We start from the raw sequence: 13,711 nt of genomic DNA on the forward strand, positions 1-13,711 counted from the left end.
GCCGCTTCACACAGGTCGGGGAATGGGTGCCGGTCGAAGGCAAGCCGCCCGTCCGCATTATTGATGATTATGGTCATCACCCGGTAGAGATTTCGGCCGTATTGAAGGCTGCCCGCGCCATGCAGGGGCAAGGCCAGCTGATCGCGGTTTGCCAACCGCATCGCTATACACGTCTGCGCGACCTGTTCGAGGATTTCTCCCGCTGTTTCGACCAGGCTGACCATGTGTTGGTCGCGCCGGTCTATGAAGCGGGCGAGAGCCCGATTGACGGGTTCAACCATGAGACCCTCGTCGCCAGCATAGTCCGCAATGGCCATCGCGGTGCTGCAACGATCCCGTCCATGGAGGCATTGCCAGAGACATTGAAAGCCCTGGCTGAGCCCGGCGCGATGGTGGTTTGTCTCGGCGCGGGGGACATCACCAAGTACGCGGCCGAATTGGCGGAAAAGCTGTCGGCCTGACGTTGCGACAGCGGCAAAACCGCTTTCACTTTCTTTCCGAATGTGCACGCTAGTCGACAGATGCCGGCAAGCGGCACTTGGGAGGATACCGCATGACCGAGACATCCATTTCGCCCGGCCAGGACGAAGAAGCTGCAATTGTAGCTGCGCAAGGCGCGCACACGGCCGGGGAGGGCGGAGCGCTCGGCAAGACGGGCTTTGCGTGGGCCTGGTTCGAATGGGCGCGCAATCCCTATTATATCCTCATCATCATCTATGTGTTCGCGCCCTATTTCGCCCGCGACATCATTGGCGCGGACATAATGGCCAGCGGAGAGCTGGAAGGGATGGACCCGGAAACCGCGCGCCAGGTTGCTGGCGCAAAAGGACAGGCCGTGGTGGCGTCCCTGTCAAAATGGGCGGGCGCGATTGCGGCGCTGACGGCGCCCTTCCTCGGAGCGGCATTCGACCGGGGCCTGAGGCGCAAGCCGCTCCTGATCCTGTTCCTCGGTGTCCTGTCTGTGCTCAGCTTCCTGCTCTGGTGGGCCGTGCCTGGCGAATCCGGATTTTCCACCGGCACAATCATCGCCATCCTCATCGCAGCCTATGTCACCTACACATTCAGTGAGGTGACGCATAACTCCATGCTTCCCGACGCCGCCCGGCCAAGCGCCCTCCCGGCCGTGTCGGGCTTTGGTTTGGCACTCGGCAATGCGGCGGCGACGCTGTTGTTCGTTGCAATCGTCTTCATGTTTGCCCTGCCGGATATGCTGAACTGGCCATTCGCGGAGCCCCTGTTCGGTATTGATACCGCACGGTACCAGCATTTCCGCATTGCGGGACCGATCTGCGCGGTATGGCTGGCCGTGATGATCGTTCCGTTTTTCCTTTACGCCAAAGATACGGGTGTGAAGGGGACCCCGTTTTTCCCATCGGTCAAAGAAGGGGCTGCGGGGGTTGTCCGCACAGTGCGCAAGGCAGCTGAATATCGGGAAGCGTTCAAATTCCTGATTGCGCGTACCATTTATGCCGATGGCATGTTCGCCCTGCTGGCGCTGGCGGCCGTCTATGTCAGCCTGTTCCTCGGCTGGGGCATTGTCGAGCTGACCGTCTACGCAATCTGGGCCTCGATCTGGGCGGCGATTGGCGGTGTGGCGGGCGGCTGGTTCGACTCAAAGCTCGGCCCGAAGAATGCGCTCCTGATGGAGCTGATGGCAATCGTCATCATCTTGTTCTTTGGCTTGTCCGTGACGCGGGATTCCATCCTGTTCGGCCTGATCGAGAACCGCGAACTGTGGCAGGCACCCGTTTTCTCCAGCCTGTCTGACGTCACCTACCTGCTGAACGGGGCGCTGATCGGCGTGTTCGCCACGGCGAACATTTCGTCGAGCCGGTCGATGCTGGTCCACATTGCACCAACGCATATGCGGGGGGAGTTCTTCGGGCTTTATGCGATTGCGGGCACCGTCACTGTCTGGATCGGGCCCTTGCTGATCGAATTGTTCACGACATGGTCGAACAGCCAGCGAGTCGGCATGTCTGCCATCGCGCTTCTGTTCTTTTGCGGCTTTGCGGTACTGACAACCGTGAAAGTGTCCAAGACGCCTGCTGAATAGAGGGCAGGGGACCCTAGCTGGTCGGGCCGAAAGAATCGCCAGTTCCGAGGGTCACGCGGGCAATTGCGTCGACACGGCGAGGACGGAGATAGAATTCATCGTCGATCGTCATCGTTGTGTTGAGGAAGCCACCAATCTTGCTGTCATACTCATAGACGACTTCGGACAAGATGATCGATCCTGGCGACGAGATGATCCCGCTTGGGACCGTGACCGTCGCGCCTTTGGAATAGGCGGTCATCTTGTAGGCGTCTGACCATGCGACAACGGCCTTGCCGTCTCCACTGTCGACGATGCTGGTGATCCGCATGGTGGCGCTCTGTGCCTCATATGGCTGCATCATGACTTCTGCGGCGGCAAACATTTCTTCCATGTCTTCGTCGGTCACCGTTGCGAGACGTGCGGTCAGGTCGCCAAGGCTCGCCGTGGTTGATGTGACGCGGCGATCCACCCGCATCAGCAGGCTCAGCTCGACCGCGCCCAGATAGATGAAAATCAGGATTGGTGCGATCAACGCAAATTCGACCGCAGAGACGCCTTCCTCATTATAGCGAATGCCGCGCACACCGCGCCATTTGAGACGGGGATTGAGTCGAGAGAGCAGGGATTTCTTGGTCATGGTCATCAATCTCCGAAAGGCTCGTTGCGGAACACCGCATTGGCCTGAAGCAGGTGGCGATTGTTTGGAAGGTTGGACAAAGGTGTCGATACCCACGGGGTCATGAGGGACCACTCATAATAGACACGCACAGCCACAATATCATTGGCCGAGCCGGGATCATATTTGAAGTCGGTATCATCAATTTCACCGTCACCGGCCAACGGCGTGGTCAGGTCGGCGAGGCTGAACTTGTCGAGCGAGCGCACGTCAATATAGAGGCGATCATCGCAATTGAGCAGATTGTAGAACTTTGAGCAGACTTCGTTCCGGAACTCGACTTTTGTGAAGCTGTTGTCCTGGGCCTGTCCGGTACGGATCTTTCTGGAGGCTTCCGCCAACGCATGTTCGAGTACTGTGGACATGATGAATATCAGGCAGATTTCCAGCAGGCCGAAGATCAGGAAGAAGAACGGGACGGATACGAGCGCAAACTCGACGGCGGTCGCACCGCGCCGGTTTTCACACCATGCCTTGAACTTGCTGCGCAGTCGTGGCGCAAGAATGCCAAGTTGTAATGTCATTGTCGTCACCCACACAGACCCATTTGATCAGGTGAGGTGTCTATCAGATGTGGGTGATCAGCCAGTTTCGCGAATCTGTCGAATTTTATGTATTCGGGTCAGAGAAACGGTACGAACCGTCAATCAATTGCTGTCGGACAGTGCCTTCACGCCCGTTTGCTGATCGATATACTGTTCGAAGTGCTCCGGAGCATCGCCAACGCTGAGGGTTGAGCGGCAGGTAGGTGCACAGTCATATGTATAGTTGGATCCTGACCGGTTGATCGTCACCACATTCGCTTCATTCGCGACAACAAGGATGTCTGTGGAATAGATCTGGCGGCCAGATTTGTCGAAAATCAGCAAATTGGTGGTGCCAAACGTCTTGCCTGTAATGAAGATGAGCTTCTCATCATGGACCGCAACGTCTGCGATTGTCTGATTGCCCAGGACGACGCTGGCAGCTGCACTGCGCAAGTGAACCGGTATGGTTTTGTTCACCTCTACCGACAGAGGGCCCGCGACTGCGATTTGGGATACAAGCGCAGCGGCAACCGGCAGTGTGCAGATTTTCGCGAACAGATTCATCTTGCTGTCTCCAGACTTAATTCAGCCCGCGCACATTCTTCCAATAAGGTTGCACGTTTCCTAATAGCGTACCCACGACGACCAGATTTCGCTGTTCTAGTCATTATAGGGGACTGGACCGGCAATTTCCGAATCACCAAAAGCCCAATATTTGCGGGCACTAAGAAGGTAAACGAAACCCTGTTTTGCCTTCACGGATTTTCTGTTTTCTTTCACGCGATATTGAGAATGAACCGGTAGTGTCAGTCATGTTCCGGGTAGAGGATTATTGCCGGGGCAATAACAATTGCATGATGGGAGTTTCCAATGTTTGCACGTTTTCTGAAAGACGAGTCCGGCGCTACGGCTATTGAATACGGTCTGATCGCTGCGCTTATCGCTGTTGCTATCATCGGCGGTGCTACCGCCCTCGGTAATTCTGTGAACGAAAAGTTCCAGGGCGTTGCCGACGACATGAACGCAGCCTAAGACCAAGACTTATTTAGTCTTGCCATACAAATGGAGCCGCCGGGGAAAACCTGGCGGCTTCTTTTTTATGCTCATACGGCGGAGCTTAAAAACTTCCTTCAATCTTTTGGGTCAGCATGCTTCGCAACAGACTTGAAGGAAACCCTCAATGATCCTGGCCATGATTGCCGGCCTGTTCCTGGCCTTGTGCGTTTTTGCAGCGCTTCATGATGTGAATCGCCTGACGATTCCGAACTGGTTGAACGTGACGCTCGCAGTGTTGTTCGTGCCGGCAGCGTTCGTTTCAGGCGTTCCGATGGAAATCATCGGGGGACACCTTATTACTGCCTTGTGTGCCTTCCTGATCGCGTTCGGCTTGTTCGCGTTCAATATCGTTGGGGGAGGGGACGCCAAGATGATCCCTGCCGTGATGCTTTGGGTCGGGCCGAGTGCCAGCATCACATTCCTGTTCGTGATGGCTGTAGCGGGTGGCGCATGCGCCATCCTCATCATTCTGGTTCGCAAGACCATGCCGGTTGAAGTGGTTCCGGGAGCTGTCCGCGCCCCTTTCGAGGAAAAGGCGGGCGTTCCCTACGGAGTCGCGATTGCTGCGGGTGTTTTTGCCGCCGGTCCCCAGTCGCCATTTCTTACCGATGTATTAAGCCGGATCAGTCTTTTCAGTTAACGATGCTTTAGTGGCCTTGTGAAAAGGTCGCCTTTGACCGGACCACTCTGAATCGTTCAGGGCCGTCCGCGGAGTCTTGTTTCCAGAGGAGTGGGGCCTCATGTCGCCAATTCGTCTAATCATCCTGATCGGCGCTGCGGTTGCCGCAATTGCGGCGGCTTTCCTTGTCCGCAATCTCGCGCAGGCACCTGCGCCGACGATCCAGACTGAGCAGCAGACCGTGGTCGAAACGCGCGAAGTGTCCGAGACGAAAGTGCTTGTTGCACGCCGTGACCTGGACATCGGTGACCTCGTGACCGTGGATGATCTGGAATGGGCGGACTGGCCGGAAAAGAGTATTGTTGCTGGCTATCGCACGGAGACCGATTCACCGGAGGCGATAGAGGAGCTGGCCGGCAGTGTCGTGCGGGTGCCTATATTCGAGAATGAGCCGATCCTGCCTCGCAAGCTGGTGAAGAAGGGTGATACGGGCACGATGGCGGCGCTGATTGAACCCGGCATGCGCGCCATGTCCGTCGAAATATCTACAGAATCGGCATCCGGCGGCTTTATTTTGCCGAATGATCGGGTGGATGTGATCCTGACATATCAAGCCACGATGCAGATGAATGGCGAAATGGTGCCGCAGACTGCCACCGAAACCATTATTCAGAACGTGCGTGTACTGGCGATCGATCAGGTCTACCTGACATATGATGAAGGCGGCGCCTCTCAAGTGGGCAATACGGCCACGTTGGAAGTGGATAGCAAGGAAGCCGAACTGATTGCGCTTTCGCAGCGCAAAGGCGCGCTTTCGCTATCGCTGCGTCCCTGGTCGGATGTTGGGGATAGCTATGACCGGGCAGCACGGATCGACATGCTTGAGAATGGCGGCAACAGCAATGGTGGCATTCTGATTTATCGGAACGGCAAAGCATCAAATGCCGGGCCGGGGGGAAGCTGAAAATGAAATTGTCCAGGATTTTACCGGGTCTTGCAGCATTGGCATCAGCCATTGCGCTCGTTCCGGTGGCACAAGCCCAATCAGATAGTTTGGGGACACGGATCACGCATCCGGGTCAATCGGAATACAGCCAACAGGTCACACTCGGCCTGAACAAGTCGATGATTGTCGAACTCGACACTCCGGCCGCCGATGTCGTCATCACCAATCCGGACATTGCCGACGCGGTCGTGCAGACAGCGAAACGTATCATCTTCCGGGGCGTGAGCTTTGGACAGACCAATGCGTTCGTATTCGACAGTGCCGGCAATCAGATCCTCAATCTCGAAATCGGGGTCGAGATGGACATGGCATCGCTGGAGCAGCTCGTGGCACGCCATGTGCCCGGCGCCCGTGTGCGCATTGAGGGCATGAATGGTAGCGTTGTTCTGACTGGTTCGGCAGACAGTTTGAGCGCATCCAATGCCGTTGAGCGTCTCGTCTCTGCCTATGTGCAGGCTGGCGAAAACACGCAAGTCATCAACATGATCAGCATCGCTGCGAAAGACCAGGTGCTTCTGGAAGTGCGCATCGTCGAGATGCAGCGCAATGCCGTCAAGCAGTTGGGCATCAATTTGACCGGATCGCCGGGTTTCGGAGATCTGGCTGCATTGGTGGAGCGGCAGCTGTTTGTGGATAATGGAAGCGGTGTGCCGGTGGATTCCGGGACCACCGCGCTTGCGCCGGGCCTGCCATATTCTTTCAATGGCGATATCGGCAGCTCACTGAGCTATCCGGTTCAGGGACAGAGCCTTGGCGGCTTCGGTGGCACAATTGGTTACCAAAACTATGTCGGTACGGATTTGCAATCCAGTATCGGGGCCGAAATCAATGCATTGGAGCGGATTGGCGTCGTGCGCACGCTGGCCGAACCGAATATTGTCGCCATGTCTGGCGAAGCTGCGAAATTCCTTGCCGGGGGTGAATTCCCGGTTCCTGTCGGCCAGGACAATAACGGACGCATTACCGTCGAGTTCAAACCCTATGGTGTTGGCCTTGGCTTCACGCCGGTCGTGCTGTCAGAAGGGCGCATTTCGCTGAAAGTGTCGACTGAAGTATCAGAGCTCTCGTCAGAAGGTGCCTTTCAGGGAACCAGCACAACGACGATTGATGATTCCGGCAATGTTGTGACAGTGGAGGGCGTGACACTACCAGCCTTGTCAGTGCGGCGCGCTGAATCGACGATTGAACTTCCGTCCGGCGGCTCCATGATGATGGCAGGTCTCATCCAGACACGGTCACGTCAGAGCCTTGACCAAGTTCCAGGCCTGAAGAAGTTGCCGATCCTTGGGGCTTTGTTCCAATCACGTGACTTCATTCAGGAAGAGACCGAACTGGTCGTGATCGTCACTCCGTATCTGGTGGATCCAACGTCCAAGGATCAGTTGCGGACACCGGCAGATGGCTTCGCAAATGCGTCGGACGCCAAGACCATCTTCTTCGGAAAGATCAATGAGCAATATGGCAAGAACGGCGCAAAGGTAGACGCTTCCGACTATCGTGCACCCGTTGGATTTATTGAGGAGTAGGGGACCCAGGATGACCAGGCTATTGACTTCACCTCTTGCTCTGGCCGCGGCGCTCGGCGCCCTGACCGTGACGGGCTGTTCCAGCGCGGCACCGACTGCCGTGCCGGCATCATATCTTCAGGGTACGCCGCTTGATCGAAATCCCATTACTGTTGCAAAGCGCACGGAATTTCTTGAGATCGACATTCACCCGGAGGCCAGCCAGCTGAGCCTGAGTGACAAAGCTCGCATCCAGAACTTTGTGGCCAGCTACCGATCGGTTGGCCACGGCCCGCTGATCATGTCGCTGCCGGAATCGTCATCCAATCCCCAGCTCGCGGTATCCGCCGTTGCTGAAGCCCGCGAAATCGCGTGGGAAAATGGCGTGGAGTACGAAGAGATCTCGGGCAGCAGCCATGGTGCAGAATCGACTGTGTCGGAACCGATGATCCTTGCTTATCAGGCCTATGATGCGATTGCGCCGGATTGCCCGTCGCTCGCCTCCCTGAACATGGCAGACATTTCATCCAACAATGAGTTGCCTACTCTTGGCTGCTCAATCCGGACCAATCTTGCGGCAATGATATCGGATCCGGGCGACTTGTTGGGCCAGCGCGCTTTGGATGAGGGCGATCCCGTACGCCGAAGCACAATCCTTGGAAAGTTCCGCGAGGGCGAGTCAACCGGCGCCGAGCGGAGCGATGCCGAGTCAGGTTCTGTGTCGACTGCGGTCGGCAACTAGTGGGGACGAGAAGGACTTAGTAGATAATGTCAAACGAAAACGCATTGTTCGACGACGATTTCGAGGACGTCTTTTCCGAAGATTCGATGTCCGACCACACACCGTCTGATATCGACCTCAATGAGGTTGACGACAGCGTGGACCAGGCTGTTGCCGAAGGCGCACCCATGGGCCTGACTGCAGACAATGATACGCATGGCCTCGGACATTCAGAGCCGAGCGGTGGCGACGTCATGTTGCCCGCCATATCCATCAAGCTGTTCTATGAGCGCGAGGAAACACGCGGCCTGCTGGAAGTCAGCGCGCAAGACCGACGTATGGGCCGGGCTACGGTCGAATGCATCCCCGGCGGCATTCCCGCGGCCATTGCGTATATGAGCGAGAATCCGACTCCCAATCTGCTGATGATTGAATCGTCGGAATCGGCTGGGCAGGTTGTTCGTGAAATCGATGCGCTTGCTGAGCATTGCGACGAGACTGTCAAAGTCATGGTGATCGGTGCCGTCAACGATATCATGCTGTATCGACAGCTCATTGCGCGCGGCGTGAGTGAGTATCTGGTGCCGCCGTTCCAGCCCTTGCAAATCATCCGTTCAATCGGTGAGTTGTTCGTCAACCCGGACTCGCCATTTGTCGGAAAGCAGATCTCTGTTGTGGGCGCAAAGGGCGGAGTAGGGGCCTCGACAATCGCCCACAATTTGTCTTGGGCGCTTGCTGAGAACGTCAAGGTCAATACCACGCTTGTGGACCTGGACCTTTCCTTCGGAACGACAGCTCTGGACTTCAATCAGGAGACGCCCCAGACAGTGGCTGATGCGCTGCTCGCACCGGAGCGCGCCGACGAATCCGTTATTGAACGTTTGCTGGCCAAGCCGACAGACCGACTGTCCTTGTTTACAGCGCCCGCCACGATCAATCAGATCATGGATATTCCGGACGAAGCCTACACCACCGTGATTGAGGGCGTACGGCGTAATGTGCCGTACCTGGTGCTTGACTTGCCGCATATCTGGTCAAGCTGGATGCTCAGCACATTGATTGCCTCCGATGAAGTGATTGTGGTTTGCCAGCCAGATCTCGCATCGCTTCGGAACGGCAAGAACATGATTGACCAGCTCAAGGCAAAGCGGCCGAACGACCATCCACCGCGTCTCGTGCTGAATATGAGCGGAGTGCCAAAACGTCCGGAAATTCCGGTGAAGGATTTCGCGGCTGCCATCGGTGTAGAGCCGGATGTCATTCTGCCTTTCGATCCTGAGCTGTTCGGTACGGCCGCGAATAACGGCCAGATGATCTCTGAAACGGATCCGGCGTCCAAGTCGGCGCAGGCCATCGACCATCTGGCATCCACGCTGACAGGCCGGGCGGTGGAGCCTCAGGAGAAGTCGTTCCTTAAGAAATTGCTGGGAAAGTGACCCCTAGGGGGAATTTCATATGGCCTTTGGAAAACGACCTGCCTCAAGCGCGCAACTAACAGCACCAGCGCCAGCTCCAAAGCCGGCCCCGGCGGCTGAGGTGAAGCCGAAGCCGACGCCCAAAAAGCCACCTGTGCCCGACCCGGTGCCGGTGAAGGGCGCGCCGAAACCTCCGTCGGCGGGTGGTTCCAAACCCGTGCGCGTGCAGGCGCCGGAAGCCAAGCCGGAACCGGTTCGCAAGGTGAACCAGCAGTCAGACCAGTATTATGCGACGAAGATGACCATCTTCAATGCGTTGATCGACACGATCGACCTGTCGCAACTCGCTCAGCTGGACGCCGAAAGCGCGCGTGAAGAGATCCGCGACATCGTCGTCGAGATTATCAGTATCAAGAATGTTGTAATGTCGATTTCCGAGCAGGAACAACTGCTCGACGACATTTGTAACGACGTTCTGGGGTACGGCCCGCTGGAGCCATTGCTGGCGCGCGATGATATCGCCGATATCATGGTGAACGGTGCCGATACGACCTATATCGAGGTCAACGGAAAGATTGAACGCACCAATATCCGGTTTCGTGACAATGCCCAGCTGATGAATATTTGTCAGCGCATTGTGAGCCAGGTCGGCCGCCGCGTAGATGACTCTTCCCCGATCTGTGACGCCCGCCTTCTTGACGGCTCACGTGTGAACGTGATTGCCCCGCCGCTGGCGATTGATGGGCCAACGCTCACAATTCGTAAGTTCAAAAAGGACAAGTTGCGTCTGCAGGATCTTGTGAACTTCGGGTCCATTTCAGAGCCAGGCGCAGAACTTCTGCGTATCATCGGACATTCGCGCTGTAACATCCTGATCTCGGGCGGTACCGGTTCCGGGAAGACCACGCTGTTGAACTGTCTGACCGGCTTTATCGATCCGACCGAGCGCGTAATTACATGCGAAGACTCGGCGGAGCTTCAGTTGCAGCAGCCACATGTGGTGCGCCTGGAAACCCGCCCGCCCAATATCGAAGGCTCCGGCGAGATCACGATGCGCGAACTGGTCAAGAACTGTCTGCGTATGCGTCCTGAGCGGATCATTGTGGGCGAGGTGCGTGGACCCGAAGCGTTCGATCTGCTGCAGGCCATGAACACCGGCCATGACGGCTCGATGGGTACGCTGCACGCCAACAGCCCGCGCGAAGCTCTCAGCCGTGTCGAATCCATGATTACGATGGGTGGTTTTTCGCTGCCAGCCAAAACCATCCGGGAAATGATCGTCGGCTCAATCGACGTGGTCGTTCAGGCATCTCGCCTGCGGGATGGCTCACGTCGTATCATGAACATTACCGAAGTCATGGGTCTGGAAGGTGAGACGATCGTGCTTCAGGATGTCCTGAAATACGAGATCGATGGCGAAGACGCAGACGGTAAGGTGCTCGGCACGCATAGAGGCACAGGCGTTGGCCGCCCGCGCTTCTGGGAGCGTGCGTCCTATTACAATATGGAGCGTGACCTCGCCACAGCGCTCGATGCATTGGGGTCCTGACGCATGGACGCAAACATGTTGATCTACGTCATCGGCGGGCTCGCTTTTCTGACAATTGCTGGTCTTGGCATCGCCTTGACTGGTGACAAATCCGACGCCGCGCGCAAGCGGGCCAAGGCGATTGGCACGGGTGGGTCCGGCGCGAGCAAGCGCGACAAGGCAATGGACGAAAATGCGAAGCGTCGTCAGAAAACCCAGGAAATGCTGGATACGATGCGCAAGCAGGACAAGGAGCGTCGCAAGTCCATTCGTCCACAGAATCTCAGCTCTCGCCTGACGCAGGCAGGGCTGGATGTGCCTGTTTCCGCCTTCTGGATTTTCTCACTTGTGCTCGGCATGGCGCTCGGCGGCACAGTCTATATTCTCGGCTTCGACGGGCTCGTGATCAGCGGCATTTCGTTCAAGAGCCGGCCAGCGTTGGTCGGAGGTGCCTTCTTCTTCGGCGCCGTCGGCTTGCCGCGGATTTTGCTCGGCATGGCCACCAATGGGCGCAACAAGAAGATGATCAACCAATTTGCGGACGCGCTGGACATCATTGTGCGGGGTGTGAAATCCGGTCTGCCGCTGAACGAGTGCGTTCGAATCATTTCCAAGGAATCACCTGAACCCCTGCGCTCGGAATTCGCCATGTTGACCGACAACCTGTCCATGGGGGCAGGGCTGGAGCGGTCGCTGAACACTTTCTACAAGCGCGTGCCGCTTCAGGAAGTGAACTTTTTCATGATCGTCCTGATGATCCAATCAAAGGCCGGGGGCAACCTGTCTGAGGCCTTGGGCAACCTGTCGAGCGTCATTCGTGCTCGCAAGATGATGCGCGAGAAGGTCAAGGCCATGTCGTCTGAAGCCAAGGCGTCGGCGATGATCATTGGGGCGTTGCCCTTTGTCGTGGGCTCTCTCGTCTACATGACGACACCGGCCTACATCATGCAGCTGTTCACGACGGATACGGGTCATCTGTTTCTAACCATCGGTGTGGTGATGATGTTCATGGGCATCCTGGTCATGCGCAAGATGATCAATTTCGATTTGTAAGGGACAGAGATGACGGACATTCTTGCATCACTGGCCAAGCCTGACGCGATCGCAGCCCTGCTGATCGCACTCGCTGTCTTTGGTACGGTCATATCCGTGTTGCTCCCCTACTTGCAGACCGACAAGCTTGAGACGCGCCTGAAGGCGGTTACCGATCAGCGGGAAAAGCTGCGTAAGCAGAGCCGCGCAGCTCTGGACAATCCCAAAGGTCTTCGTCGAAAGGACGATTCTGTTGTCGGAAACATTTCGTCGAAACTGAACCTAGCGAAGGCGCTGGAAGATCCCAACATCGTCAACAATCTTGCCAAGGCGGGCCTTCGCGGCCCTGGGCCATTGTCGGCATTCTACTTTGCACGGATGACCATGCCGTTTGTCGGCGCGTTGCTGATGTTCTTCTACATCTTTTTCGTGAACGATCATGGCTTTGCACCAGTCTTGAAATATGGCTCATTGCTGTTTGGCGCGGCGGCCGGTTTCTACGCGCCCAATATCTATATTTCCAATGTGGCCCAGAAGCGTCAGCAATCCATCATGCGGGCATTTCCGGATGCGCTCGACATGCTGTTGATCTGCGTGGAAGCGGGCATGTCCATCGAACTCGGCTTTTCCAAGGTCAGTCAGGAAGTCGGCTCGGCATCTTCCGAACTTGCTGAGGAGTTTGGCCTGACGGTTGCAGAGCTATCCTATTTGCCCGAACGTCGCCAAGCCTATGAAAATCTCGCAAAGCGAACCGGCAATGAAGGTATCAAGGCAGTCTGTATGGCGTTGGGCCAGGCCGAACGCTACGGTACACCGCTGGGCGATGCGCTCCGTGTGATGGCGAAGGAAAACCGGGACATGCGCATGGCGCAGGCGGAGAAGAAGGCAGCAGCCCTTCCAGCTCAGCTGACCGTGCCAATGATCCTGTTCTTCCTGCCCGTGCTTTTCCTCGTAGTGCTTGGCCCGGCCTATATCGGGTTCAAGGCTTCGCAAGCCAGCGACGAGGCGTCAGTGCCATCGATCGAGCAGTCGGATACGAACTGGGGCTGAGGTCCGGGTGACTTCAGTGAAGCGCGCTCGCTGGCTGGTCCGGCGGGCGCGTTTCGTTTCTGGAGGGATGGTTTCGTCAGCCAGGCGTTCTGCGCAACCGCAGGCCGGTTGCAGCCGGCGCAGGGGCACTATCGTCGCTCTCCGCTTCAGACGATGGGCCTGCCAAGGCGAGAGTCTCTGATTTGACGGGTTTGGTGACACTGGCTTTTGGTTGGGTCGTCTTTGCAGGAGCAGGGGGCTCCACGGCCTCGGGCGCCTCTTGCAGCGCATCCCACGACCGGACTGGTTGGACCATTTCCTGTAGCAGGGCGGTATTCTTCTTTACGATGCTCTCGGGCGCATAGCGGCTGCTGACCTCAGCCATTTCCTCGTACCGGCCTTGCAGTCCCAGTACCAGGGCGAGGTTTTCGGTCACGCGCAAATCAGCATCGGGCTGGTCGGCGGCCAGTCTCAGTTTCGCCTCGGCGCCCGGCAAGTCTCCGGCGAGTGCCAGAGACAGGCCGTAGTTCGCGAGTGTCACAGTGCGAGTCGGTTCCAA

15 protein-coding genes are annotated in these 13,711 nt (G+C 57.0%); 11 read left to right on the forward strand and 4 right to left on the reverse strand.

Features of this window, described 5'->3' with window-relative positions:
• Both B4F73_RS00305 and B4F73_RS00310 read left to right on the forward strand, forming a co-directional pair.
• A partial coding sequence (locus B4F73_RS00305; RefSeq protein ID WP_290482243.1) for a glutamate ligase domain-containing protein occupies positions 1 to 461 on the forward strand: 461 nt, incomplete at its 5' end.
• A gap of 92 nt (positions 462 to 553) precedes the next feature.
• On the forward strand, positions 554 to 2,056 hold the full coding sequence (locus B4F73_RS00310) for an MFS transporter (RefSeq protein ID WP_206992159.1): 1,503 nt from the start codon (positions 554 to 556) through the stop codon (positions 2,054 to 2,056).
• A gap of 13 nt (positions 2,057 to 2,069) precedes the next feature.
• Here the strand turns inward: B4F73_RS00310 and B4F73_RS00315 are convergent, their stop codons facing one another.
• From B4F73_RS00315 to B4F73_RS00325, 3 genes are all read right to left on the reverse strand, one after another.
• Complete coding sequence (locus B4F73_RS00315) at positions 2,070 to 2,675, reverse strand: TadE/TadG family type IV pilus assembly protein (RefSeq protein WP_233347828.1); 606 nt, start codon at positions 2,673 to 2,675, stop codon at positions 2,070 to 2,072.
• Positions 2,676 to 2,680: 5 nt separating this feature from the next.
• Positions 2,681 to 3,238, reverse strand: coding sequence for a TadE/TadG family type IV pilus assembly protein (locus B4F73_RS00320; protein ID WP_034816417.1), 558 nt, complete (start codon positions 3,236 to 3,238; stop codon positions 2,681 to 2,683).
• Between the two features lie 123 nt (positions 3,239 to 3,361).
• Positions 3,362 to 3,805 (reverse strand): pilus assembly protein N-terminal domain-containing protein, encoded by a 444-nt coding sequence (locus B4F73_RS00325; RefSeq protein WP_051607959.1) that lies wholly within the window; start codon positions 3,803 to 3,805, stop codon positions 3,362 to 3,364.
• A 306-nt stretch (positions 3,806 to 4,111) separates the two neighbouring features.
• On the opposite strand from B4F73_RS00325, the gene B4F73_RS00330 reads away from it, so the two are divergent.
• The 9 genes from B4F73_RS00330 (at position 4,112) to B4F73_RS00370 (ending at position 13,173) form a co-directional block, all read left to right on the forward strand.
• Positions 4,112 to 4,273, forward strand: a complete 162-nt coding sequence (locus tag B4F73_RS00330; RefSeq protein WP_084333459.1) for a Flp family type IVb pilin — start codon at positions 4,112 to 4,114, stop codon at positions 4,271 to 4,273.
• Between the two features lie 148 nt (positions 4,274 to 4,421).
• On the forward strand, positions 4,422 to 4,937 hold the full coding sequence (locus B4F73_RS00335; protein ID WP_206992160.1) for an A24 family peptidase: 516 nt from the start codon (positions 4,422 to 4,424) through the stop codon (positions 4,935 to 4,937).
• 100 nt (positions 4,938 to 5,037) lie between these two features.
• Positions 5,038 to 5,880 carry a Flp pilus assembly protein CpaB gene (cpaB, locus tag B4F73_RS00340; protein WP_051607960.1) on the forward strand — a complete coding sequence of 281 codons (843 nt, stop codon included), beginning with the start codon at positions 5,038 to 5,040 and terminating at the stop codon, positions 5,878 to 5,880.
• 2 nt (positions 5,881 to 5,882) lie between these two features.
• Positions 5,883 to 7,448: a type II and III secretion system protein family protein gene (locus B4F73_RS00345; protein ID WP_290482244.1), complete on the forward strand. Its 1,566-nt coding sequence runs from the start codon at positions 5,883 to 5,885 to the stop codon at positions 7,446 to 7,448.
• A 22-nt stretch (positions 7,449 to 7,470) separates the two neighbouring features.
• The gene (locus tag B4F73_RS00350; protein WP_290482245.1) at positions 7,471 to 8,169 is read left to right on the forward strand and encodes a CpaD family pilus assembly protein; all 699 of its coding nucleotides are present in this window, start codon (positions 7,471 to 7,473) and stop codon (positions 8,167 to 8,169) included.
• 26 nt (positions 8,170 to 8,195) lie between these two features.
• Positions 8,196 to 9,584: an AAA family ATPase gene (locus B4F73_RS00355; protein WP_290480478.1), complete on the forward strand. Its 1,389-nt coding sequence runs from the start codon at positions 8,196 to 8,198 to the stop codon at positions 9,582 to 9,584.
• A gap of 19 nt (positions 9,585 to 9,603) precedes the next feature.
• Positions 9,604 to 11,112, forward strand: coding sequence for a CpaF family protein (locus B4F73_RS00360; RefSeq protein WP_206992164.1), 1,509 nt, complete (start codon positions 9,604 to 9,606; stop codon positions 11,110 to 11,112).
• Positions 11,113 to 11,127: 15 nt separating this feature from the next.
• Positions 11,128 to 12,144: a type II secretion system F family protein gene (locus B4F73_RS00365; protein ID WP_290482246.1), complete on the forward strand. Its 1,017-nt coding sequence runs from the start codon at positions 11,128 to 11,130 to the stop codon at positions 12,142 to 12,144.
• Positions 12,145 to 12,153: 9 nt separating this feature from the next.
• Complete coding sequence (locus tag B4F73_RS00370) at positions 12,154 to 13,173, forward strand: type II secretion system F family protein (protein WP_206992165.1); 1,020 nt, start codon at positions 12,154 to 12,156, stop codon at positions 13,171 to 13,173.
• Between the two features lie 76 nt (positions 13,174 to 13,249).
• Here B4F73_RS00370 and B4F73_RS00375 read toward each other — a convergent pair.
• The coding region (locus B4F73_RS00375) for a tetratricopeptide repeat protein (protein WP_367116138.1) at positions 13,250 to 13,711 on the reverse strand (462 nt) is incomplete at its 5' end.

Origin of the sequence: Hyphomonas sp. UBA3601, assembly GCF_002375605.1 — a bacterium.
Lineage (GTDB): Bacteria > Pseudomonadota > Alphaproteobacteria > Caulobacterales > Hyphomonadaceae > Hyphomonas.